Annotated in this window: 20 protein-coding genes; 15 read left to right on the forward strand and 5 right to left on the reverse strand. The window is 70.6% G+C overall.

Annotated features, from left to right (window positions below; all coding sequences use genetic code 11):
* Positions 1-18 precede the first annotated feature (18 nt).
* The 6 genes from IE231_RS10965 (at position 19) to proC (ending at position 7,421) form a co-directional block, all read left to right on the forward strand.
* On the forward strand, positions 19-807 hold the full coding sequence (locus IE231_RS10965; RefSeq protein ID WP_189694000.1) for an ArsR/SmtB family transcription factor: 789 nt from the start codon (positions 19-21) through the stop codon (positions 805-807).
* Between the two features lie 162 nt (positions 808-969).
* Entirely contained in the window at positions 970-3,750 is a 2,781-nt protein-coding gene (topA, locus tag IE231_RS10970) for a type I DNA topoisomerase (protein ID WP_189694001.1), read from the forward strand.
* The gene (locus IE231_RS10975; protein ID WP_229866715.1) at positions 3,747-4,262 is read left to right on the forward strand and encodes an SseB family protein; all 516 of its coding nucleotides are present in this window, start codon (positions 3,747-3,749) and stop codon (positions 4,260-4,262) included. The genes topA and IE231_RS10975 overlap by 4 nt, the downstream gene beginning before the upstream one ends.
* A 7-nt stretch (positions 4,263-4,269) precedes the next feature.
* Positions 4,270-5,289, forward strand: a complete 1,020-nt coding sequence (locus IE231_RS10980) for a Ppx/GppA phosphatase family protein (RefSeq protein WP_189694002.1) — start codon at positions 4,270-4,272, stop codon at positions 5,287-5,289.
* Positions 5,286-6,113: a sugar phosphate isomerase/epimerase family protein gene (locus tag IE231_RS10985; RefSeq protein WP_189694003.1), complete on the forward strand. Its 828-nt coding sequence runs from the start codon at positions 5,286-5,288 to the stop codon at positions 6,111-6,113. The genes IE231_RS10980 and IE231_RS10985 overlap by 4 nt, the downstream gene beginning before the upstream one ends.
* A 459-nt stretch (positions 6,114-6,572) precedes the next feature.
* A complete protein-coding gene (gene proC, locus IE231_RS10990; protein WP_189694004.1) occupies positions 6,573-7,421 on the forward strand; it encodes a pyrroline-5-carboxylate reductase in 849 nt (282 codons plus the stop codon).
* Between the two features lie 100 nt (positions 7,422-7,521).
* On the opposite strand, the gene IE231_RS18470 is transcribed toward proC, so the two are convergent.
* Positions 7,522-9,027 carry an HD domain-containing phosphohydrolase gene (locus IE231_RS18470; protein ID WP_189694005.1) on the reverse strand — a complete coding sequence of 502 codons (1,506 nt, stop codon included), beginning with the start codon at positions 9,025-9,027 and terminating at the stop codon, positions 7,522-7,524.
* A 126-nt stretch (positions 9,028-9,153) separates the two neighbouring features.
* Here IE231_RS18470 and IE231_RS11000 point away from each other — a divergent pair, with 126 nt between their 5' ends.
* A complete protein-coding gene (locus IE231_RS11000; protein ID WP_189694006.1) occupies positions 9,154-9,954 on the forward strand; it encodes an alpha/beta fold hydrolase in 801 nt (266 codons plus the stop codon).
* Here IE231_RS11000 and IE231_RS11005 read toward each other — a convergent pair.
* The gene (locus IE231_RS11005) at positions 9,947-10,591 is read right to left on the reverse strand and encodes an NADPH-dependent F420 reductase (protein WP_189694007.1); all 645 of its coding nucleotides are present in this window, start codon (positions 10,589-10,591) and stop codon (positions 9,947-9,949) included. The genes IE231_RS11000 and IE231_RS11005 overlap by 8 nt on opposite strands.
* 103 nt (positions 10,592-10,694) lie before the next feature.
* Between IE231_RS11005 and IE231_RS11010 the strand changes: the two genes are divergently transcribed.
* Positions 10,695-11,528, forward strand: a complete 834-nt coding sequence (locus IE231_RS11010) for a uracil-DNA glycosylase (protein WP_189694074.1) — start codon at positions 10,695-10,697, stop codon at positions 11,526-11,528.
* Between the two features lie 32 nt (positions 11,529-11,560).
* Here IE231_RS11010 and IE231_RS11015 read toward each other — a convergent pair whose 3' ends face one another.
* Positions 11,561-12,253 carry a potassium channel family protein gene (locus IE231_RS11015; RefSeq protein WP_189694008.1) on the reverse strand — a complete coding sequence of 231 codons (693 nt, stop codon included), beginning with the start codon at positions 12,251-12,253 and terminating at the stop codon, positions 11,561-11,563.
* Positions 12,246-13,658: a TrkH family potassium uptake protein gene (locus IE231_RS11020; RefSeq protein WP_189694009.1), complete on the reverse strand. Its 1,413-nt coding sequence runs from the start codon at positions 13,656-13,658 to the stop codon at positions 12,246-12,248. The genes IE231_RS11015 and IE231_RS11020 overlap by 8 nt, the downstream gene beginning before the upstream one ends.
* A 209-nt stretch (positions 13,659-13,867) precedes the next feature.
* On the opposite strand from IE231_RS11020, the gene IE231_RS11025 reads away from it, so the two are divergent.
* Both IE231_RS11025 and IE231_RS11030 read left to right on the forward strand, forming a co-directional pair.
* A complete protein-coding gene (locus IE231_RS11025) occupies positions 13,868-15,016 on the forward strand; it encodes an acetoin utilization protein AcuC (protein WP_189694075.1) in 1,149 nt (382 codons plus the stop codon).
* An 18-nt stretch (positions 15,017-15,034) separates the two neighbouring features.
* Complete coding sequence (locus tag IE231_RS11030; RefSeq protein ID WP_189694010.1) at positions 15,035-15,583, forward strand: ArsR/SmtB family transcription factor; 549 nt, start codon at positions 15,035-15,037, stop codon at positions 15,581-15,583.
* Between the two features lie 6 nt (positions 15,584-15,589).
* On the opposite strand, the gene IE231_RS11035 is transcribed toward IE231_RS11030, so the two are convergent.
* Entirely contained in the window at positions 15,590-16,588 is a 999-nt protein-coding gene (locus tag IE231_RS11035) for a squalene cyclase (protein WP_229866721.1), read from the reverse strand.
* Positions 16,589-16,720: 132 nt separating this feature from the next.
* On the opposite strand from IE231_RS11035, the gene IE231_RS11040 reads away from it, so the two are divergent.
* The 5 genes from IE231_RS11040 (at position 16,721) to IE231_RS11060 (ending at position 21,398) form a co-directional block, all read left to right on the forward strand.
* Positions 16,721-19,129 (forward strand): nitric-oxide reductase large subunit, encoded by a 2,409-nt coding sequence (locus tag IE231_RS11040; RefSeq protein ID WP_189694011.1) that lies wholly within the window; start codon positions 16,721-16,723, stop codon positions 19,127-19,129.
* Positions 19,126-19,785, forward strand: a complete 660-nt coding sequence (locus IE231_RS11045) for a hypothetical protein (protein ID WP_189694012.1) — start codon at positions 19,126-19,128, stop codon at positions 19,783-19,785. Before IE231_RS11040 ends, IE231_RS11045 begins: the two co-directional genes overlap by 4 nt.
* A 4-nt stretch (positions 19,786-19,789) precedes the next feature.
* Positions 19,790-20,665 (forward strand): slipin family protein, encoded by an 876-nt coding sequence (locus IE231_RS11050; RefSeq protein WP_189694013.1) that lies wholly within the window; start codon positions 19,790-19,792, stop codon positions 20,663-20,665.
* The gene (locus IE231_RS11055; RefSeq protein WP_189694014.1) at positions 20,662-20,952 is read left to right on the forward strand and encodes a hypothetical protein; all 291 of its coding nucleotides are present in this window, start codon (positions 20,662-20,664) and stop codon (positions 20,950-20,952) included. The genes IE231_RS11050 and IE231_RS11055 overlap by 4 nt, the downstream gene beginning before the upstream one ends.
* Positions 20,953-21,167: 215 nt before the next feature.
* Entirely contained in the window at positions 21,168-21,398 is a 231-nt protein-coding gene (locus tag IE231_RS11060) for a hypothetical protein (protein WP_189694015.1), read from the forward strand.
* The last annotated feature ends 13 nt before the right edge of the window (positions 21,399-21,411 follow it).

The following is a 21,411-nucleotide window of genomic DNA, read 5'->3' on the forward strand; positions in this document are numbered from 1 at the left end:
GCACAGAGAAAAAGCACTATGACAGACAAGAAGCGCAGCTCGCGCAGCGAGAACCCTGTTCGGATCACGGATCCCAAGGCGATCAGGGCCCTCGCCCACGCCGCTCGGCTCGAGGCGATCAACGAGCTCTATTCGAGCCAGGAGAGCCGCACCGCCACCGAGCTGGCCGCGTTCACCGGGCTCACGCCGAGCGCGATGAGCTACCACCTGCGAGCCCTGAAGAAGTGGGGCATTGTCGTGGATGCCCCGAGCGATGGCGACGGGCGTGAGCGGCGCTGGAAGGCTGCCGGGACGGACCTCAACCTCGACACGGCCACCACGGGCCAGACGCCGGGCCTGGCCATCATCGACATGGAGATCGAGTCGCTCCGCACCCGCATCGCAAGCCATGCGAAGCACCGCGACGCCGCTCGCCGTCGGGGCGAGCCGGACGAATCGCCGGTCATGATGATCTCCGGCAACGGCATGAAGCTCACCCTCGACCAGCGCGCGCGCTTCAAGCAGCGCATGCTCGAGCTCATGGACGAGTTCGAGCTCGAGGAGCCTGCCCCGGGCGAGGCGACCGAGCGGATGTACTTCGTGTGGTCCATGCTGCCTGAGGTGCGCGAGCCCCAGAAGGGCCGGGCGGCGCGCAGCGACTCGCCCAGGCCGCGCGCCAAGGCCTCCTCGTCGGGGCAGGGGACTGCCGGACAGGGGACTGCGTCCGCCGCTGAGCGCATCGCCTCCGGCGGCGAGCATGCCGCCTCTCCCGCCGAGCAGGCCGGTGCGGCACCGGCTCCGGGGGCGGCGAACGCTGCCCATGCCTGAGGCGCGGCTGTCCACATGGACCCCCGCCGCTTGCATGTCCGCGGCCGTCGTATGGTGAACTAGGGACTTGCGCGGCGCACCGCCGCGCCCCTTCGCGCCCTGGCTGCCGGTGATGACCGGTCACGGGCGCGGCAGAACGGCAGCAGTCTGGCGAGGAGTACCGTGGCCACCAAGGCTAGAACCGGCAAGAAGCTCGTGATCGTGGAGTCGCCGGCCAAGAGCAAGACGATCGCCCAGTATCTGGGCGACGGCTTCGAGGTCGACGCGTCCATGGGCCACATCCGCGACCTCCCGCAGCCCTCCGACCTGCCAGCCGAGCTGAAGAAGACCTCGGTGGGCAAGTTCGCCGTCGACATCGAGAACGGCTTCGAGCCGTATTACGTCGTATCACCGGACAAGAAGAAGAAGGTCGCCGAGCTCAAGGCCAAGCTCAAGGACGCCGATGAGCTCTACCTCGCCACCGACGGTGACCGCGAGGGCGAGGCCATCGCGTGGCACCTGCTCGAGGTGCTCAAGCCGAAGGTGCCGGTACACCGCCTGACCTTCCCCGAGATCACCAAGGAGGCCATCCAGCGCGCGATGGCCGAGCTGCGCGACGTCGACGACTCGCTTGTGGACGCCCAGGAGACCCGCCGCGTCCTCGACCGCCTGTACGGGTACGAGATCTCGCCCGTGCTGTGGCGCAAGGTGGCCGGCGGGCTCTCGGCCGGCCGAGTCCAGTCGGTTGCGACCCGACTGGTCGTCGAGCGCGAGCGTGAGCGGATGGCGTTCCGCACCGCGAGCTACTGGGATCTCGTGGCGACCCTCGCACCGCTCGAGACGGCGGCGCACGACGGCGGCGCTGCCGCTCCCCAGCGCTTCCAGGCCCGTCTTGCGTCCGTGGACGGCAGGAAGATCGCCACCGGCCGCGACTTCAACGACCGTGGCGAGCTCACCGCGAAGAACGCCGAGCTGCTCACGGAGGCCACGGCAACGGCCCTCGCCGAGGGACTCGACGGCGCCGCGTTCTCGGTCCGCTCCGTTGAGGAGAAGCCGTACACCCGCCGTCCGGCGGCCCCGTTCACCACGTCCACGCTCCAGCAGGAGGCGGCCCGCAAGCTGCGGTTCTCGGCGCGGGTGACCATGCAGGTGGCCCAGCGGCTGTACGAGAACGGCTACATCACCTACATGCGTACCGACTCGACGGCGCTCTCCGACCAGGCCGTGACGGCTGCCCGTCGTCAGGCGTCGGAGCTCTACGGGACGGAGTATGTGCCGTCGCGCCCGCGGGTGTACGCCTCCAAGGCGAAGAACGCGCAGGAAGCGCACGAGGCCATCCGGCCGGCGGGTGATGCGTTCCGCACGCCAGCCCAGGTCGCGAAGGAGCTCTCGGGCGACGAGTTCCGCCTCTACGAGCTCATCTGGAAGCGCACGGTCGCATCCCAGATGGAGGACGCGAAGGGTTCCACCGCGACGGTCCGCCTGGGCGCGACGGCGGTCTCCGGCGAGGCCGCGGGGCGCGACGCCGAGTTCGCGGCCTCGGGCACGGTCATCACCTTCCGCGGCTTCCTCGCCGCGTACGAGGAGGGCCGCGACGAGGTCCGTGAGGACACCGAGGGCGCAGGAGGCGGAGCCGCGTCCGCGGAGGGCGGGCGGCTCCCGGTCCTGGCCAAGGGCCAGCCCCTCGACGCGCTCGAGATCGCCTCGAACGGCCACCAGACGTCCCCGCCGCCGCGATACACCGAGGCCTCGCTCGTCAAGACGCTCGAGGAGCGGGGCATCGGCCGCCCGTCCACCTACGCCGCGACGATCTCGACGATCATGGACCGCGGCTACGTCCGGACCCGCGGCACGGCGCTTGTGCCGAGCTGGATCGCGTTCTCCGTGGTGCGCCTGCTGGAGGAGCACTTCCACGACTACGTGGACTACGACTTCACGGCAGAGATGGAGGAGGACCTCGACAAGATCGCGGCCGGCGAGCAGGCGGGCTCCGACTGGCTCAGCCACTTCTACTTCGGTGACGAGCACAGCCCGGGCCTGACCCGGATCGTCAACGGCCTCGGCGAGATCGACGCGCGGGAGGTCAACTCCGTGGAGATCGCCCCGGGCATCGTGCTCCGGGTGGGCAAGTACGGCCCGTACCTGGAGAAGCCGCTGCCGGCGGATGCTCCTGAGGGCTCGGTCCCCGAGCGGGCCAACGTCCCCGAGGACCTCGCCCCCGACGAGCTGACGGCCGAGAAGGCTCTCGAGCTGATGGAGAGTGCGGGCCCGGAGGAGCGCAGCCTGGGGAAGGACCCGCTCACCGGGCATGAGATCGTGGCCAAGAACGGCCGGTACGGTGCCTACGTCACCGAGGTGATCCCCGAGATGACGCCCGAGCAGCTCGCGGCCCAGCCGGTCGAGTACTACAAGAACGGCAAGCCCAAGCCCCCCAAGAAGCCGGCCAAGGTCAGGCCGCGCACGGCCTCGCTCTTCAAGTCGATGAGCCTCGACTCGGTCACGCTCGAGCAGGCACTGCAGCTGCTCACGCTCCCGCGCCGTCTGGGAGAGGATGCGGAGGGCAACGCGATCACCGTTCAGAACGGCCGGTTCGGCCCGTACCTGAAGAAGGGCACAGACTCCCGGTCGATCGGCAGCGAGGAGGAGATCTTCACGATCACCCTCGAGCAGGCCCTCGAGATCTACTCCCAGCCCAAGACCCGCGGCGGCAGAGCAGCCGCGGCGCCTCTGGCGGAGTTCGGCGACGATCCCACCTCCGGCAAGCCGATCGTGGTCAAGGAGGGCCGCTTCGGCCCGTACATCACTGACGGCGCCACGAACATCACGGTCCCGCGGGCTACGGCGGTCGAGGAGCTGACCCGCGAGCGGGCCATCGAGCTGCTCGCCGAGAAGCGCGCCAAGGGCCCGGTGAAGAAGCCTGCCCGGCGTGCCGCGTCCGGCCGGGCGAAGGCGGCCAGCCGGTGAGCCGGCACGACGGCGAGCCGGTCGCCCCGGGCACGGACGCGGCGTCGTCCGCAGGGGTGCCGCCGCACCTGGACCCCGCGCCGCTGACCGAGCTCGAGGAATCGCTCAGGACCGCCTCGTCCGGCAGCGAGGACGACGGGCAGCGCTCCGTGCTGCTGTTCCTGAACAGCATCGTGTGCCTGCTCGTGCCGGAGCCGGTGCCGGGCGAAACGGAGTTCGTGGAGCCCCTCGTGCTCACGAACGCCGAGGGCGATCCCGTGGTGGCGGCATTCACGCACCGCCAGCGGATCCGGCCCGACTTCCTCGAGCACGCGCCCACGGTTGTCGAGACCCAGGGCGCAGTGCTGCTGCAGAACCTCGGCACCGAGCTGGGCCTCGTGCTCAACCCGGGCAGCGCCTACGGGTTCGAGCTGAGCCGAGAGCATGTGGCCGCGGTGCTGCGCGACTTCCGTCCGGCGGAGCCCGGCGACGACCTGACCGGGGACACCCCGGGGACATCCGCCGGGGAATAATGGGCTCATGCGGCTAGGCGTCCTCGACATCGGCTCGAACACCGTGCACCTGCTCCTGGTGGACGCCCACCCCGGTGCCCAGCCGGTCGCCTATGCCTCGCACAAGCGCCCACTGTCCCTCGTGAAGTACCTCGAGGAGGACGGCGGCATCAGCGAGCGGGGCCAGACGGAGCTTATCGGCTTCGTCCAGGAGGCCTGGGCATTCGCCGACCGCCACAGCGCCGAGGACGTGCTGGCCTTCTGCACGTCTGCCATCCGCGAGGCGGCCAACGGCGAGGCCGTCCTGCACCGGGTCCAGGCCGAGGCGGGCGTGACCCTGCAGGAGCTCACGGGCGCCGAAGAGGCCGCAATGACCTTCTTCGCAGTGCGGCGCTGGTTCGGCTGGGGGGCCGGGATGATCTTGGACCTGGACATCGGCGGCGGCTCGTTCGAGCTCGCCATGGGCCATGATTCCCTGCCGGCCCATGCCGTCTCCGTGCCCCTGGGCGCCCAGAGGCTCACGCGGGACTGGCTCCCAGAGGACCCGCCGACCGCCAAGAGCATCAAGGACCTGCGCAAGTACATCCGCGACACGCTCAGGCCCGTGATGAAGGGCTTCGACAAGCTCGACCGGCCCAATCTGGTGGCCGGGACATCGAAGACGTTCCGCTCTCTCGCCCGCATCGCCGGCGCCGCGCCGTCCGGCGCCGGCCCCTACGTGCGCCGCGTGCTCCAGCGCACCGACCTCGGGCTGTGGGCGCAGCGGATGTCCGCGATGGCGGCCTCGGACCGGGTGCACCTGCCGGGCGTCTCAGAAGCCCGGGCGCGCCAGCTCCTCGCGGGCGCCCTTGCGGCGGAGGCCGCGATGGAGCTCTTCGAGATCGAGGAGCTCGAGATCTGCCCGTGGGCGCTCCGGGAGGGACTCATCCTCCGGCGCCTCGACCAGCTAGTCTTCGACGGACCGCTCGGTCCGCCGGACCACATCGGACCCATCCAGAGCGAGCGGCTCCGTGCCGCTCGCCTCCATCCCTCGAGGGCACGCGTATGAGCGACGACGACCAGCAGCCGATTCCCGTGGCGCTCTCGAGCGCATCCGTCTACCCGCTCAGCGTCCATGACGCCTTCGCGGTCGCCGCGGACCTCGGCTACGACGGCGTCGAGGTGATGGTCACCAACAACTCGACGAGCCAGAAGCCGGACGAGCTCCGACACCTTGCCGAGCGCTACGACCAGCCGATCGTCTCCATCCATGCCCCGACGCTCCTGCTCACGCAGCAGGTCTGGGGCTCGCCGTGGAACAAGATCAGCCAGTCCTGCAGGATGGCGGTCGAGGTCGGCTGCGACACCGTTGTGGTGCATCCTCCGTTCCGGTGGCAGGGCAACTACGCCGAGACGTTTGCCCACGGGGTGCGCGATCTGGCGGGCGCGTACGGCGTGCGCATCGCGGTGGAGAACATGTATCCGTGGAGGGTCCGTGGCCGCGAAACCCTCGCCTACCTCCCGCACTGGGACCCGGTGGGCCAGGGGTATGCGGACGTCACGTGGGACTTCTCCCATGCCGCCACCGCGAGGGAGAACAGCCTTGCGGCCATCCGTGCCCTCGGCAGCACGCTGCGCCATGTCCACCTCACGGACGGCTCGGGGCGATCGTTCCGCGACGAGCACCTGCTCCCGGGGCAGGGGACGCAGCAGGTTGCGGAGTGCCTCGCCCACCTTGCGGAGAGCGGGTTCGAGGGCGCGGTGGTCGCCGAGATCAGCACGCGCAAGGCGAAGGTCACGGGCGAGAGGGAACGCATGCTGGCCGAGACCCTCGAGTTTGCGCGCACGCACCTCGGACAGCGGGCGGAGCTCGACGCAGGCGGTGGAATCTAGAGGCGCCGGCGCACGATCTAGAGGCGCAGGCCGCGGGATCTGAGAGGCGGGTCCGGGCGTACTCTCCCGCCGCCCGGGGCCCGAGCCCGGGCCCGCGTCCGAGCCGCCTGAGTGTGCCCACCTCGTAGACGGGTTCGGGGCTGGCCTCAAACGAGTCCGGTACTGGCCTCAGAGGAGTCCGGTGCTGGCCTCAAACGATTCCGGTACGGGCCTTAAATGAGTTCGGCACTGGCAGTTCGGGGAAGGTTAGGGGACCATACATCCGAACTGCCAGTGCCTGGCGGTCAGTCTTGGGGGGAGACTGACCGCCCCATCACTCGCACCCTGTGAGGTAGTAATGACTCTACGGATCGACTTTGTGAGAACCCCGGTATCAGCATGGGAAAACGCTGGGAATGCCGGTCCCTCGGTGGGCGGTCCTGAGTGCGGCGCCGGTGCTCGGCTGGCAGGATGGAGTGCATGAGCAAGCAGATCGCATTCCTCGGCACGGGCTCCATGAACGGGGCCATCATGGGCGGCCTCCTGGCAGCCGGCTTCCCGAAGACGGACATCGTGGCGACGGTCCGGCGCCGCGAGAGCGCCAGCGAGATCGCCTCGCGGTACGGCGTCGCGGTCATGGCGTGGGATGAGGAGGAAGACTCGAACGCGCAGGCGGCACGCGGGGCCGCGACCGTGGTCATCGGGGTCAAGCCCGTCGGCGTGGCCGCCGTGGCCCGTGAGATCGCCCCCGTGCTCTCACCCAGCACCGTGGTGGTCAGCGTCGCGGCGGCCGTCTCGATCGAGCAGCTCGAGCGCGAGCTTCCGGAGGGCCAGCCCGTGATCCGCACGATGCCCAACACTCCCGCACGGCTGGGCAAGGGCGTGGTGGCCCTCTCCGCCGGCACCCACGCCACCCGAGAGCACGTGGCCAAGGTCCAGAAGATGTTCTCCGGGCTCGGCCTCGTGGTCGAGGTGCCGGAGGCGCAGATCGCCGCGGCGAGCGCCATCAGCGGTTCCGGGCCCGCGTACGCGTTCTACCTCGCCGAGGCCATGGCGAAGGCCGGCGAGGCCCTCGGGCTGGACGCTGGCCTTGCCCTGCGCCTCGCGCGCGAGACGGTGGTCGGTGCGGGGTACATGCTCGACGAGCCCGGCGCCGATCCCGTCGCCCTGCGCAAGGCCGTCACGAGCCCCAAGGGCACCACCGAGCAGGCCATCCGCGTCTTCGACGAGCGCGGCCTGCCGGCGATCATCGCCGACGGCGCCCGGGCGGCTCTCGCGCGTTCCGAGCAGATTACCCGCGAGCTCGATGCAGCCCGCGAGGGCGCCTGAGGCGACTCGGGCCGACCGCGAGAACCGCGCACGACGGCGACTGCTCGCCGTCGTGCGCGTGGACGCCGAGGCGCCTCCTCGCCGCAGGGCAGCGTGGAGGTCAGAGGAGGTCGTGCTCGACCGCGAAGAGCGTGGCGGCGGCCCGGGAGGACACGCCGATCTTCGTGTAGATGTGCCTCACGTGGTGGTCGGCGGTGTTCGGCGAGATCGCCAGCGACTCCGCGACGTCCTTCTTCGTGGCTCCGCGGCAGATGAGCCGCAGGACCTCGACCTCCCGCTCTGTGAGGCCGTTCGGCCAGGCCGGGTGCGAACGCCGGTCGCGCAGTCCCGCGGCGGCGAGGACGGCGTCGACCGCGTCGCGATCCAGCTTCTGCGGCGCCTGCAGGGTCAGGGCGTCCGCCGCCCGTGCGAGGGGAGCCGGCCGTCCTGCTGCCGCGACGAGGAGTTCGCGGAAGGCGTCCGCCGCGGCGAGCACGCGGGCCTCCCACGGCAGCTCGGGGCCGGCGGCACCGCGGTAGTACCCGGATCCGTCGAGCCGCTCGTGGTGCATCCCCGCAAGACGCGCGAGCGGGGCTACGGCGGGGGCCCGGGCGATGATCCGCTCGCTGTAGTACGGGTGCAGCCGAAGTCGCTCGTCGTCGGCGGGCGAGCCCTCGAGGCTACCCGGAACGGCGACGCGCCCGAGGTCCTGGACGAGCCCTGCGCGGCGCAGCCGCTCGGCGTGGTCAGGGGCGGCGGAGGACGCGAGTGCCGCGACGTCCCGCGAGAAGCCCGCCCGGGCGGGCCACTTGAGGTCGGCGAAGTCGGCGAACACCTCGAGCACCTCGTCGACGCGCTGGGGAGGGATCTCCGCGACCGGGTGTGGCTCGAGGCCCAGGGCCTCGTCCCACGGCCTCTCGGTGCGGGCAGCGTCGAGCAGCCGGTCGAGTGAGTGCATGGCTGCCGCCGCCAGGGCAGGGTCGAGCGAGTGTCCTGCGCGGTCGCGAAGCGCCGCCCGCACGGCCTCCGCGCCGCGGAGCCTCGCGATCACCTCGATGTCCCGCGCGAGGAAGACGATGCGCGCCGGAAGGGGAATGGCCTCACCGGAGAGTCCGTCCGGGAAGCCGTGTCCGTCCCATGTCTCGAAGCTTGCGGCCAAAGATCGCCGGATCGTCTCGGGGAGTCCGAGCCGGGCCGCGAGCATCTCCGCCGCCTCGCAATGGGCACGCACACCGTCGCGCAGGCGCGCACGCCCGGCGGACAGGAACACCGCCGTCGTCCGGAGCCGCGTTGCTGCCGACTGTCCCGCTGCCAAGGCGGGCACCACGGCCTTCAGGAACTCCCCGGGCGCCCCTCCCAAGACCGGGGCGATGGCCGCACGGAGCGCGACGTCGTCGCCGCCGGCGAGCGCGGCCGCTTCGTGGGCGTCCGCTGTGCACCCGAGGAAACGCAGCAGCGCGGTGTAGTAGACCTCTCCGCGGCTGTCCTGCTCCACCCCGGCGACGTCCGCGAGCTCGAGCGCGGTGAGGCATGTCCGCAGGCCCTGCTCGAGTGGCTGGCCCATGCCGAGGTCCGTCGCGAGGGACATCGCGGCGATGAGTTCGGCCAGCCGCAGCGATCCGGCCATGCGTCGATCATCGCGCTCCGCCGTGCCGGGCGTACAGGGCCGCATCGATGCCTGAAGTCGGTGCCCGAACACTGATGGCGCGAACGCGCGATGCGCGGCCTGCGTCTGCGGGCGCACCATGGCCGCATGGACACCACCCCAGCCACATACTGCGCCATCCTCCTTCCCGGAAGCGTCCTGCCCGCCGCCCCCGCTTATGCCGCGCTCATCGCCGCCCTGCATGCGCGGCTCGGCGACGAGGTCCACGCCGCGGCCAAGGACCTCGAGGTGTATGCAGGCCCCACTCCGCCTGTGGACTATTCGCTCGACACGGAGGTGGCCGGCGTTGCGCGCGCTGCCCGCGAGCTCGGATGGGACACGTTCCACCTCGTCGGCTACTCGGGCGGCGGCGCCTCGGCTCTCGCCTTCGCCGCGAAACACCCCGAGATGCTCGAATCGCTCGCGCTGCTCGAGCCCGCATGGGCCGGCAGCTGGGGGTGGAGCCCCGCACACCGCGCCCTGTGGGAGCGGTACCGCGAACTCGACGGGCTGCCGCCGGAGAAGTTCATGGCGCAATTCGTCCGGCTCGGCGTCCGCTCCGGCGTCACGGCGGGCCTGCCGGTGCCGGGCGGCGAGCAGCCGCCATGGATGGTGCTGCGTCCCGCCGGCATCCGCGCCTTCCTGACCACGTTCGCCACCTACGACCTCGACCGCGACGCGCTCGCCCGCTTCGACAGGCCCGTCTACTTCGCGCTCGGTGCCCTCTCCAACCCCGACGACTATGGCGAGGTCGCCGAGAGGCTCTCGGGCGTGTTCCCGAGGTTCCGGCTCGAGGTGTTCCCCGGACGCCATCACTTCGACCCTCCGCACCGCGTCGAGCCCGACCGCGTCGCGGCATCACTGGCTGCCCTGTGGGCGTCATCGCACGACGGCGCGCACCTCAGATAGTGCGCGGCGCCTCGGCGAGGTTCGCGGTGAGCTCCTCCGCGGTCTGGCGGCCCGCGGCGTATGCGGGGCGGTCGCGCTCGACCCGCCAGCTCTCCGCGAGCGGCCCGACGTTGACCGTGTCGAAGCCGAACTCGTCGTAGAGGCGCCTCACAAGATCAGCGGCCTCGGGGAAGTCGCTCGCGGTAGCGAGGGCACGGCGGCCAGGGGTGCCAGCGGGTTGGCCGTCGGTCGTGATGTCCGTGTAGCGGATGTGGTTGAAGCCCTTGGCGACCTTGGACGTCGGCAGGTGCTCCTGGAGGAGCCCGGACGTGGTGGCCCGCCCTTCGTCGAGGACGGCAATGTGCCCGTCGCGCTCCCAGTAGTAGTTGTTCGTGTCGATCACGATCTTGCCCGCGAGCGGCTCGACCGGGACCTGCTCGAGGTTCTTGAGGGGGATCGTGACGACCGCGAAGTCCCCGGCCGTGGCGGCCTCGTCCGCGCTCGCGGCCCTGGCCCGCGGACCGAGTTCGGCGACGAGTCCTGCGAGGGTCTCCGGTCCGCGGGAATTGCTGATCACGACGTCATAGCCGACCTCGACGGCCTTCCGCGCGATCTGGCTGCCGATGCGTCCTGCTCCGATGATTCCGATCGTTGTCATGCCACCCGCAACCAGCAGTACCGCGCCGCGTATTCCTTGAGGCGACGTGACGGACGACGGCGAGCGCTCGCCGTCGTGCGAGGCGCTCGCCTACGGTGGTGGCATGCACGCCGAGCCGCACCCCGTCACGGGAGAGCTGTTCGACTCTCCGGTACCCCCGGGGACCGGCTGGCCCGGTGACCCGGCGACGGCCGCGACTCCCGTGGCGCGCACCGCAGTGGAGGTCGCCCGGCTCGCGGCCGCCGCGGCGACCGTGCAGGAGGTCGACGCACTGAGCTCCGTGTGCCGCGCGTGCCCGAGGCTCGTCGCGTGGCGTGAAGGGGTGGCCACGGGTGGCCGGCGGGCCTCCTTCGCAGACCAGCCCTACTGGGGGCGCCCGGGCCCCTCCTTCGGAGACCCGGCGGCGTCCAGGCTTATCGTCGGGCTCGCCCCCGCCGCCAACGGGACCAACCGGACCGGACGCATGTTCACCGGCGACCGCTCCGGCGACTGGCTCTACGCCGCGCTGCACCGCACGGGCTACGCGAACCAGCCCACCTCTGTGGCGGCTGGCGACGGCATGGTGCTGAGGGGGATCCGCATCGTGGCGTCAGTGCGCTGTGCGCCTCCCGAGAACCGCCCGACGCCTGCCGAGCTCGCCACGTGCGGGCAGTGGCTCGACCGGGACCTGGCCCTGACCGCGGCCGCGGCCACGGGCCTCGAGGCAGTCCTCGCCCTCGGCGGTGTGGCTTGGAACGCGGTGCTCGCCGCCGGCCGCCGGCTCGGGTGGGCCGTGCCGCGGCCCAAGCCCGTGTTCGGGCACGCGGCCGAGGCGTTCCTCGGCCTCCCCGAGGGCGGGGCGGTGCGCCTCGTCGGCAGCTACCACGTGAGCCCCCACAACACCTCCACTCGGCGCCTCACGGAGGAGATGCTCGACGCCGCGCTGCGCCGGCTCTGAGTCTTCCCGGCGGGAGGGACCCGGAGGGAGCCTTACGGTCTGGCGGCGAAGCGCTCCAGCAGGTCCACGTGGCCGGACACGATGAGCATGTCGCGGCTGGAGACCTTCGTGTGCGGCTGCGCGTAGGTGAAGTCCTCCCCGGGGCTCTTCACCCCCACGATCGTCACGCCGTACTTGGAGCGGACGGCAGACTCGGCCAGCGTGAACCCCTGGGTCTCCTTGGGCGGGTACATCTTGACGATGGCGAAGTCGTCGTCGAACTCGATGAAGTCCAGCATGCGCCCGGAGACCAGGTGCGCCGCGCGGACGCCGGCGTCCGCCTCGGGGTAGATCACGTGGTGCGCGCCGATGCGGGAGAGGATCTTCCCGTGGGACGGCGTGATCGCCTTGACCCACGTCTGCTCGATGCCGAGGTCCACGAGGTTCGCGGTGATGAGCACGGAGGACTCGATCGACGTCCCGACACCTACCACGGCGGACTGGAATTCCTGGGCCCCGAGCTGCCGGAGCGCCTCGATGTTCGTGGCGTCGGCCTGGGCGACATGAGTCAGGGTGCCGGACCACTTCTGGACGAGGTCCATGTCGCGCTCGATCGCGAGGACCTCCCGGCCCTGCTTCACGAGCTGCTCGGCGGTGGCCGCTCCGAAGCGGCCGAGCCCGATCACGAGGACCGGTGCGCTGGGGTTGGGACGCCGGCTGGCCCCGCTGGGTGTGGGATTAGCCAATGATCGGCCTCTCTTCCGGATAGTGGTACAGCTGGATGCGCTGGCGCACGGAGAGACCCGATGCCAGGGTGATGGTCCCGACGCGTCCGGCGAACATGAGCACGGTCAGGACGTACATGGCGGCGGGGGGAGACTCGGCGCTCAGGCCCGAGCTCAGGCCGACGGTCGCGAAGGCGGAGAGCACCTCGAACAGGACGCGGTCGAGCGGCTGGGAGGTGATGGCGGACATCAGGAAGCAGCCCACGAGCACGAGGGTCGCTCCCGCCACGATCACGGAGATCGCGACTCGCAGGGCGCCGTCCGGGATGGTCCTTCCGAAGGCCTTCACATCCGGATCGCCGCGGCCCTCCGCGAGGATCGCGAGGAACAGCACGGCGAGCGTGGTGACCTTGATGCCGCCCGCGGTCGAGGCCGAGCCTCCGCCCACGAACATGAGGGCATCCGTGAGGATCTGGGTGGTGCCTTCCATGTGGTTCTGGTCCACGAGGTTGAACCCGCAGGAGCGGGTCATGATGGACGCGAAGACCGCATGGATCATCTTGTCCCCGACGTTCATCGTCCCGATCGTGCGCGGGTTGTCCCACTCCATCCACCCCCACAGGACGCCCCCGACGACCACGAGGATTGAGGACACCAGGATGGTGAGCTTGACGTGCAGGCTCCACCTCGACCACCTGAGGCCGCCCTGCCGGAGCCCGAGGATCACGGGGAAGCCGAGGGAGCCCACGAAGGCCCCCACGGCGATGGGCACGAGGATCCACAGGTCCTCCTCGTAGGGGATGATCCCGTCCGAGTGCGGCGTGAACCCCGCGTTGTTGAAGGAGGAAATCGCATAGAAGATGCCGTGCCAGAGGGACTGCCACCAGCCCTCGCCGAGGGTGAGGAACCGGCCGGTGAGCACGACGGCGAGGGAGCCCTCGATGACCGCAGAGGTCAGGATGACTACGCGCAGGAGTTCGCCGACCTCGCCGAGCCTGCTCGAATTGTTCAGTGCCTCCTGTGCGATGAGCTTGCTGCGCAGGCCGAGGCGGCGGCTCACCATGAGCGTCAGGAGCGAGGCGATGGTGAGCGTCCCGAGTCCGCCGACGAAGACTCCGGCGAGGATCACGAGCTGGCCGAAGAACGTCCAGTGCGTCGCCGTCGAGACTACGGTCAGACCCGTCACGCACACCGCAGAGGCTGCAGTGAACACGGCCTCGTGGAGGGGCGTGACCTTCCCGTCCGCTGAGGAGACCGGCAGCGAGAGCAGGAAGGAGAAGACCACGATCACGAGGGAGAACGTGAGGACGGCCAGCCGGGCCGGAGACGAGACGGCAAGTCGGTCGATGAAGTCCCGGAGGCCGGTCAGGGGACCGAGGCCCTCGCGCTCGGGCGCGGGCTGCCATGTCGGCTTGGTCTGGGCCATGGAGAGAGTGTCCTGTTTGTCCGGGCTGCCCCGCGGTGCCGGGCGGCTTCGTGTCACAGTAAACCACCAACCAGGGCCCGAGGACCGCACCGCGGTGAGGGTCCGGTAGCCTAGGCCACATGTCCGAGGGTGCAGCGCAGCAGTCCGGCGGCCCTGCCAGCGCGATCCGCCGGGTCGAGTACCCGACCGTCGTGGCCTGGGGTGAGTCGATGCTCGACTACAACTTCGGCGAACACCACCCCATGAGCCCGGCGAGGCTCGATCTGACGGCGAGGCTGTGCGAACAGCTGGGACTCTTCTCCCTGGAGCCTGTCACCCTCGTCGAGCCCCACGTGGCCACCGACGACGAGCTGGCCACCGTCCATACGCGCGACTACATCGCGGCGGTGCGCCGCGTGAGCGAGAACCCCGACGAACCGGACCCCGCGCGCGGACTGGGCACCGAGGACGACCCCGCGTTCGCGGGCATGCACGAGGCGAGCGCGCGTCTCGTGGGCGGCTCCCTCGCGGCCGTGGAGGCGATCCTCGCCGGCACCGCCGTGCACGCGGTGAACTTCGCCGGGGGGATGCACCACGCCGCCGCGGACCACGGCAGCGGATTCTGCATCTACAACGACGCCGCCGCCGGCATCCAGCGGCTCCTTGACCGCGGGGTTGCCCGCGTGGTCTACATCGACACGGACGCCCACCACGGCGACGGCACCGAGCAGATCTTCTGGGACGAGCCGCGCGTCATGACGATCTCCCTCCACGAGAGCGGCCTCACGCTCTTCCCCGGTACGGGCTTCCCCACCGAGGTCGGCGGGCAGGGAGCGGAGGGGACGGCCGTGAACGTGGCCCTCCCGGCCGGCACGAGGGACGCGGGCTGGCTGCGGGCCTTCCACGCTGTGGTGCCCCAGCTCGTCGAGGCCTTCCGCCCCGAGGTGATCGTGAGCCAGCACGGCTGCGACGCGCACCACCTCGACCCCCTGACCAACCTCAAGGTCACCGTCGACGCCCAGCGAGAGGTGGCGCTGTCCATCTCCGCGCTCGCGAGGAGGTTCTGCGAGGGCCGCTGGATCGCGACGGGCGGCGGCGGGTACGAGGTGGTCCAAGTGGTCCCGCGGGCGTGGGCCCACCTCGTGGGCGTCTCGGCGGGCCATCCGGTCAGCCTCCACACGCCCACACCCCAGCCGTGGCGCGACTACGTGCGGGACGAGTACGGGAAGGACGCGCCCGCCCTCATGGGCGAGGACGCGGACCTCTGGTGGCGCTCGTGGGAGATCGGCTTCAACCCCAACGATCCGGTGGACCGGGCCGTCATGGCCACCCGCAAGGAGGTCTTCCCGCTCCACGGGCTCGACCCCTGGTTCGACTGAGGTGGGTAGTCTGGAGGCATGCTGACTGACATCTTCGCCGTCATCGCGGACCGCACCCGGAGGGACATCCTCCAGGCGCTGCGCTCCGGCGACAAGGCGGTGGGCGAGCTCGTCGAGGCCCTCTCCGCGAGCCAGCCCACGGTGTCCAAGCACCTCAAGGTCCTGCGCGACGCCGGGCTCGTGACCACGCGCGCCCAGGGCCAGAAACGGTTCTACGCACTCCGGGTCGAGCCCCTCGCAGAGGTGGGCGGGTGGCTCGCCGGGCTCGCCCAAGAAGAACCGCGCACGACGGCGCCGTCCCCGACCCCGGCGGACGCCGCACCGCCCGCTGCTGCCCCCGCAGTGCCGGAGCCCGTCCCCGAGGCCACTCCAGAGGCGGCCGCCGACTCCGGCGAGGAGCTCGCGCTGGTTCCGGCCGGCGTCGTGCGTCTCGACGGCAAGGGCGAGCAGGAGGACACGAGCCGGCCGGCCCAGCTCCAGCGGACTGTCGAGCGCACGGCGGCGCGGGTCGGTGCCCGCGCCACCGAGATCATGGCGAATCTGCCGAAGTTCGGCCGGCGCAAGTAGCCGGGTTCAGGGGCTCTCGGCAGAGTCCCACCAGTCCAGGGCGCGATGCGCGTGGAAGGTGAGCCACTTCGAGCGCTCGCCGGGCGGCACGTCGACGTCGAACCAGACCCGGCCGGGGAAGCGGTGCTCCTGAAGCCACGTCCCGTCCTCGCGCCGCTTGTACCGCACCATCCCGACGGCCTCAGCCAGCCGCGGGTCCGGAGCCGCGCCGTCGTGGAGCGCGGCCTCGCGGAAGTAGTCGAGGGCGCGCAGCGCGGTGTAGTGCCAGCGGAACGGGTAGGCGAGCACGCCGAACCAGGGCTGGACCAGCTCGCCGGTGGTCTTCCGGCGCAGCGCCCCGCGGGTGAGGAGGTACTCCTCGCCGGCCTTGCGGGCGGCCCGGAGCGCGTCCGTGCCGGCCGTCCCGTCTCCGCCGGCCTTCTCGTAGGAGAGGATGGCCTGCAGCGAGTTCAGGGTCGAGTTGAAGGACGAGCGCACAGAACCGTTGACCCACTCGCAGTTCCAGCCGCCCTCTGCCATCTGGTGGTCCACGAACCACTGGGCGAGTCCTGAGACGTCCGCGCCGAGCCATGCGCCGTTGGCGAGGGTTGCCGCGTTGATGCATGCGTCGACCTCGCCGCCCCAGTAGGGCAGTGTCGGATCGTACTCCCAATGGCTGCTCGCGGCCAGCTTCTGCGCCGTCCCCGTGAGTGCGCTGGCGGGCAGTCCCCAGGTGCGCAGCGTCGTGAGGGTCCAGGTCGTGGCGGTCCACGGCTGGCCGGCGCCGTCGGCCGCCTCGGGGCCGGCGAAGTCGAAGTGCGCGGGGAAGAATGCGCCGCCGGCCCACTGCCCGTCCGGGTCCTGGAGGGCCAGAAGCCGTGCGCCGAAGCCCTCGGTCGCGACGCGCTCCCGGGTGGCCTCCCAGACGTCCGGCGGCTCGTGGGCCATGTCCCGCTCGACCTGCCATTTCAGGGCGGGATCGGACGCGAGGAGCCAGCTGGTCAGGGTTTCCGGCACGGCGCCCACACTACGCGCCGGCGGCGTGGGGAAGAAGGGACCTGGCTCATGACAGGTTCTGTCCGTCCTATTGCAGTAAATTCCGTGCGGGTTTAGGTTCTGTGTCACTTGCACGCGGGGGACCTCATCGGGAGCAGGCCAATGAGCACAACAGAGAAGCAAGCGCACCGACGGACCGAGCTGATGGTGTCCTCCGGCTGGCTCAAGGCCATCGCCGCAGTGATGATCTTCGGTTTCCTCGTGATGGCGTTCCTCGCCGTCCGCACCTATACCGCCGCGATGCCGACCCCGGAGAAGGTGGTCACGAGCAGCGGCCAGGTCCTCTTCACGGGGGACGACATCACGACCGGCCAGGAGATCTTCCTGCGCCGCGGCCTCCAGGAGTACGGCTCGATCGTGGGCCACGGCGGCTACCTGGGCCCGGACTACACGGCCGACTACCTCCGCCGCTCCGCGCAGAACGTGCTCGACCAGCTCACCAACGCCGGCACGAGGGACCCGCATCAGGCACTCGTCGACATGATGCGGACCAACCGCTATGACGACGCCACGAAGACCCTGACCTTCACCGCCGAGCAGGCCCAGGCGTTCAACGACATCCAGAAGCACTACGCCGAGTACTTCGGGGCACCCAGCACCCAGTACGGGCTCATTCCGAACGCCATCACGTCCGGCCAGGACATCAAGCAGCTGACGGCATTCTTCGCGTGGACCGCGTGGGCCGCGGCGGCGGACCGCCCGGGGCACAGCTACAGCTACACGAACAACTGGCCCGCCGAGCCGCTCGTCGACAACGGCCCCACGGCTGACCTGCTGATCTGGAGCGGGCTCTCGCTCATCGCGCTGCTCGGCGGGATCGGCATCCTGTTCGCCGTCTACGGCAGGTGGAGCCGCTCCGTCGGGTGGCATCGGGCCGAGAACACGACCGTGGCGTTCCGCCAGCCCGGCGAGGTGAAGGTCACCCCGTCCCAAGCGGCGACGGCGTGGTTCTTCCTCATCGTCGCGCTCCTGTTCCTGGGACAGGGACTCCTGGGCGGCGCCATCGAGCACTACCGGGCGGACCTGAGCAGCTTCTTCGGCATGGACCTCGCCCAGCTCCTGCCGTTCAACCTCGCCCGGACCTGGCACGTCCAGCTTTCGATCTTCTGGACCGCGGCGTCCTTCCTCGCCGCGGGCATCTTCCTGGCCCCGTACATCTCGGGGCGGGAAGCGAAGAAGCAGCACGTGCTCGTCTACATCCTCCTCGGCGCCCTCGGCCTCGTGATCGCGGGATCGTTCGTCGGCGAGGCGATGAGCATCTTCGGGTTCAAGCCCGCCGCCGGGAACCCGCTGTTCGACATGCAGTGGGAGTACCTCGACCTGCCGAAGATCTGGCAGGGGATCCTCGTGGTCGGCCTCGCCCTGTGGATGTTCATCATCTGGCGTGGCATCCGGACCCGGCTCGCGCGCGAGCACCGGTTCAACCTGCCCTGGCTGTTCTTCTACGCGGGCCTCGCGATCCCCGCGTTCTACGCGGTCGGCCTGCTGGCCGGCACCGACACGAACGTCGCGGTGGCCGACTACTGGCGGTTCTGGGTGGTCCACCTGTGGGTCGAGGACTTCCTCGAGCTGTTCACCACCGTCATGGTGGCCTACATCTTCGTCCTGCTGGGCGTGGTGCGCCGCCGCATGGCGATGCAGCTGATCCTCCTGGACGTGGTGCTCTACTCCGCGGGCGGCGTCATCGGCACGATGCACCACCTCTACTTCTCCGGGACACCGGTCGAGACCATGGCCCTGGGCGCCTTCTTCTCCGCGTTCGAGGTCATCCCGCTGACCCTGCTGACCGTCGAGGCATGGACGTTCCTGCAGCTGGGCGCCCGTCAGGAGTCCGGCAGCTCGGCACCGTTCCCGCACCGGTGGGCCGTCATGTTCCTCGTGGCGGTCGGATTCTGGAACTTCCTCGGAGCCGGCGTGTTCGGGTTCCTCATCAACCTGCCGATCGTCTCCTACTACGAGATCGGGACGGCGCTGACGGCCAACCACGCCCACGCGTCCATGATGGGCGTCTACGGCATGCTCGGCGTGGGCCTTGCCCTGTTCGCCCTGCGCTACCTCATCCCGCCGGGCCGCTGGCCGGAGAAGGCGGCCCGCGTCTCGTTCTGGTGCCTGAACATCGGCCTTGCCTGGATGAGCTTTGCCACGCTGGTCCCGCTCGGCGTGATCCAGCTCTGGTACTCGGTCAGCAACGGGTACTACGAGGCGCGCTCGCTCGACTTCATCAACCAGCCCGGCAACGCCGTCCTCGAGTGGCTCAGGCTGCCCGGAGACCTCATCTTCATCATCGGCGGGATCCTGCCGTTCCTGTGGACGGCGTGGCTCGGCGTCAGGTACCGGGTCAAGGAGCGCACGCTCGAGGTGCCGGAGGAGATGCTCTACTTCGAGGAGGCCACGGCGGGCGGCAGTTCGGCGGGCGGGGGCCCACTCGGCGATGGCGGCACCGGCGCCGGGGGAGGACCCTCCCGGTACCGCTCCGACCGCGAGGGCGGGGGCGGAGGCGAGGCCACGTGAGCGTCCTCCCGGTGTCGGTGTGGCTCGCCTGCGGCTACGGGCTGTTCCTCCTGGTCGTCGCGCACCTTCTCGACCTGTTCGCCCGCCGGGCCGCGGTCGGAGCGGCCCGGCGGCAGGCTGGCGGGTTCACGTACCACGCCGACCACGACGCCTGGCTCTGCCCTCAGGACCAGTGGCTCTGGCCGGAGTCCTTCGACCCCAACCACCGGGTCATGAGGTACCGCGCCTCGCCGACCGTCTGCAACAGCTGTCCAGTCAAGGACACGTGCACCACGTCGCGTTCCGGCCGGCAGATCAGCCGCAACATCGACCAGTGGCCGAGCTCGGAGGCCGAGCGGTTCCACCGGACCGTCGCATGCACCGTTGCGGTCCTGGGCCTGCTCTGGCCGCTCGTGACGATGCTCACGGTCGACGACGCGCTCCCCCTTCTCGTGCTCGGCGCCACCGTCGCGGTGGTCGCCGCCGGCGCCTGGCCGCTGTTCGGGCACCTGCGCCGCACCCCCGTCGCGTTCCCCGACCATGTGCCGCAGCGGAGCCTGGACGAGGACGCCGCAGAGCGGCTGAGGCTCACACGCCGCGAGGAGCGCCGACACAGCGGCTTCGCGAGCGACCGCAGGGCACCCGGCACCCCTTTCGGCGACCAGAGGAAGGACTGAAGCCATGGCCGTATGGTGGGTGACCGCCGTCGTGATCGTTGTGGCCGCGCTGGCGCTCTGCGCGGTCTCGCTCAAGGTGCTGCGCGAGTACGAGCGGGGGGTGCTGTTCCGCCTGGGCCGGCTGCGCCCCGTCGTCGGGCCCGGCGTGCTGTGGGTGTGGCCGGGGGCGGACCGCCTCGTGCGGGTGGACCTGCGGGTCGTCACGCTCACGATCCCGCCCCAGGAGGTCATCACGCGGGACAACGTGCCGGCGCGCGTGAACGCCGTCGTGCTCTTCAAGGTGACCGATCCGGAACTGTCCGTCATGGCGGTCGAGAACCACGCGGTCGCGACCTCGCAGATTGCCCAGACCACGCTGCGCTCGGTTGTGGGCCGCGTCGAGCTCGACACGCTGCTGGCCCACCGGGCGGACCTCAACGACGACCTTGCGAAGAACATCGACCGGCAGACCGGACCGTGGGGCGTCCACGTGAAGGTCGTGGAGATCAAGGACGTCGAGATCCCCGAGGCCATGCAGCGTGCGATGGCGCGCGAGGCGGAGGCCGAGCGCGAACGGCGTGCCAAGGTCATCAACGCCCACGGCGAGCTCCAGGCCTCGGACGAGCTGTTCCAGGCCGCCGAGAAGCTCAGCGGCAATCCCGCGTCCCTGCAGCTGCGGTACCTGCAGACCCTCCTCGAACTCGGGGCCGACCAGAACTCCACCGTGGTGTTCCCGCTGCCCATGGACATCATCAGCCCGTTCCTGCAGAAGGCCTCCGGGTTCCTCGACTCCTTCGCGGACCGCACCGCGCAGGGCACGAACCACGGGGGCACGAATCACGGCGGCACGAACCACGGGGGCACGAACCACGTCGGCCCCACGATGAAAGGCACACGATGAGCGCACCCCAGCAGGCAGAGCGCCCCGCCGTGCAGTCGCGGCCGGGCTTCAAGCGGATGATCGGCGGCGCCGTCGTCATGCTGCTCGCCCCACTGTTCGGCTTCCTCGGCGGGACCATGGCGGGGTACGGTGCTGCGGTGAGCGGCTACCAGCCCATGTACCTGTGGCTGTTCGGCGGGATGCTTGTGGGCTGCGCGGGAGCGCTCGTGGCCATGACCGGCGCGCTGGCCTTCTTCGCCGACCTGCGGGCACGTCCCGAGCCGCCGCGGGCGCCACGGGCCGAGTGAGGGCAACGATCGTGGCGGTAGAGGCCAAGGTCCCTACCTGCGCGGCCCTCGTTGGGGGAGTCTGAAGAGACGCGCCCCCGACGAGACGAGGGGCCACTCCGCATCGCACGTGGCGCCCCGACGGCCCACTGATCGCATCCGTATCCGTATCCCTCGACCACATTCGGCGACGACGGCGTCCCCGACGCGGGCGGCTTCCACGAAGGGGCATCCCTATGCACAACAGGTCCACCGACATCGTCTCTTCACCGGCCCACGGCACGGGCTCCGCGCCACGCCGGCTGGCCCCGCATGCGGCGGACCGCTCCCGTCCGGCGCCGCAGACGAGGGATCCGCACCCCGACGACAGGGCCCTCGTGGCAAGCCTCGTGTGCGCCGGGCTCAGCGAAGACGATGCCAGGGCCCACCTTGCACGGCTTGCGGCAGGGGATGTCTGGGGCGGGTGAATCCCTGCCTGGG

Source organism: Sinomonas cellulolyticus (assembly GCF_014656475.1).
In the GTDB taxonomy this organism is placed as follows: domain Bacteria; phylum Actinomycetota; class Actinomycetes; order Actinomycetales; family Micrococcaceae; genus Sinomonas; species Sinomonas cellulolyticus.

What these genes read in the sequence shown, in the direction of transcription:
- IE231_RS10965 (WP_189694000.1), top strand. Translation starts at nt 19, where the DNA reads ATGACAGACAAGAAGCGCAGCTCGCGCAGCGAGAACCCTGTTCGGATC.
- IE231_RS10980 (WP_189694002.1), top strand. Translation starts at nt 4,270, where the DNA reads ATGCGGCTAGGCGTCCTCGACATCGGCTCGAACACCGTGCACCTGCTC.
- IE231_RS10985 (WP_189694003.1), top strand. Translation starts at nt 5,286, where the DNA reads ATGAGCGACGACGACCAGCAGCCGATTCCCGTGGCGCTCTCGAGCGCA.
- proC (WP_189694004.1), top strand. Translation starts at nt 6,573, where the DNA reads ATGAGCAAGCAGATCGCATTCCTCGGCACGGGCTCCATGAACGGGGCC.
- IE231_RS18470 (WP_189694005.1), bottom strand. Translation starts at nt 9,027, where the DNA reads ATGGCCGGATCGCTGCGGCTGGCCGAACTCATCGCCGCGATGTCCCTC.
- IE231_RS11000 (WP_189694006.1), top strand. Translation starts at nt 9,154, where the DNA reads ATGGACACCACCCCAGCCACATACTGCGCCATCCTCCTTCCCGGAAGC.
- IE231_RS11005 (WP_189694007.1), bottom strand. Translation starts at nt 10,591, where the DNA reads ATGACAACGATCGGAATCATCGGAGCAGGACGCATCGGCAGCCAGATC.
- IE231_RS11010 (WP_189694074.1), top strand. Translation starts at nt 10,695, where the DNA reads ATGCACGCCGAGCCGCACCCCGTCACGGGAGAGCTGTTCGACTCTCCG.
- IE231_RS11020 (WP_189694009.1), bottom strand. Translation starts at nt 13,658, where the DNA reads ATGGCCCAGACCAAGCCGACATGGCAGCCCGCGCCCGAGCGCGAGGGC.
- IE231_RS11025 (WP_189694075.1), top strand. Translation starts at nt 13,868, where the DNA reads ATGCTCGACTACAACTTCGGCGAACACCACCCCATGAGCCCGGCGAGG.
- IE231_RS11030 (WP_189694010.1), top strand. Translation starts at nt 15,035, where the DNA reads ATGCTGACTGACATCTTCGCCGTCATCGCGGACCGCACCCGGAGGGAC.
- IE231_RS11040 (WP_189694011.1), top strand. Translation starts at nt 16,721, where the DNA reads ATGAGCACAACAGAGAAGCAAGCGCACCGACGGACCGAGCTGATGGTG.
- IE231_RS11050 (WP_189694013.1), top strand. Translation starts at nt 19,790, where the DNA reads ATGGCCGTATGGTGGGTGACCGCCGTCGTGATCGTTGTGGCCGCGCTG.
- IE231_RS11055 (WP_189694014.1), top strand. Translation starts at nt 20,662, where the DNA reads ATGAGCGCACCCCAGCAGGCAGAGCGCCCCGCCGTGCAGTCGCGGCCG.
- IE231_RS11060 (WP_189694015.1), top strand. Translation starts at nt 21,168, where the DNA reads ATGCACAACAGGTCCACCGACATCGTCTCTTCACCGGCCCACGGCACG.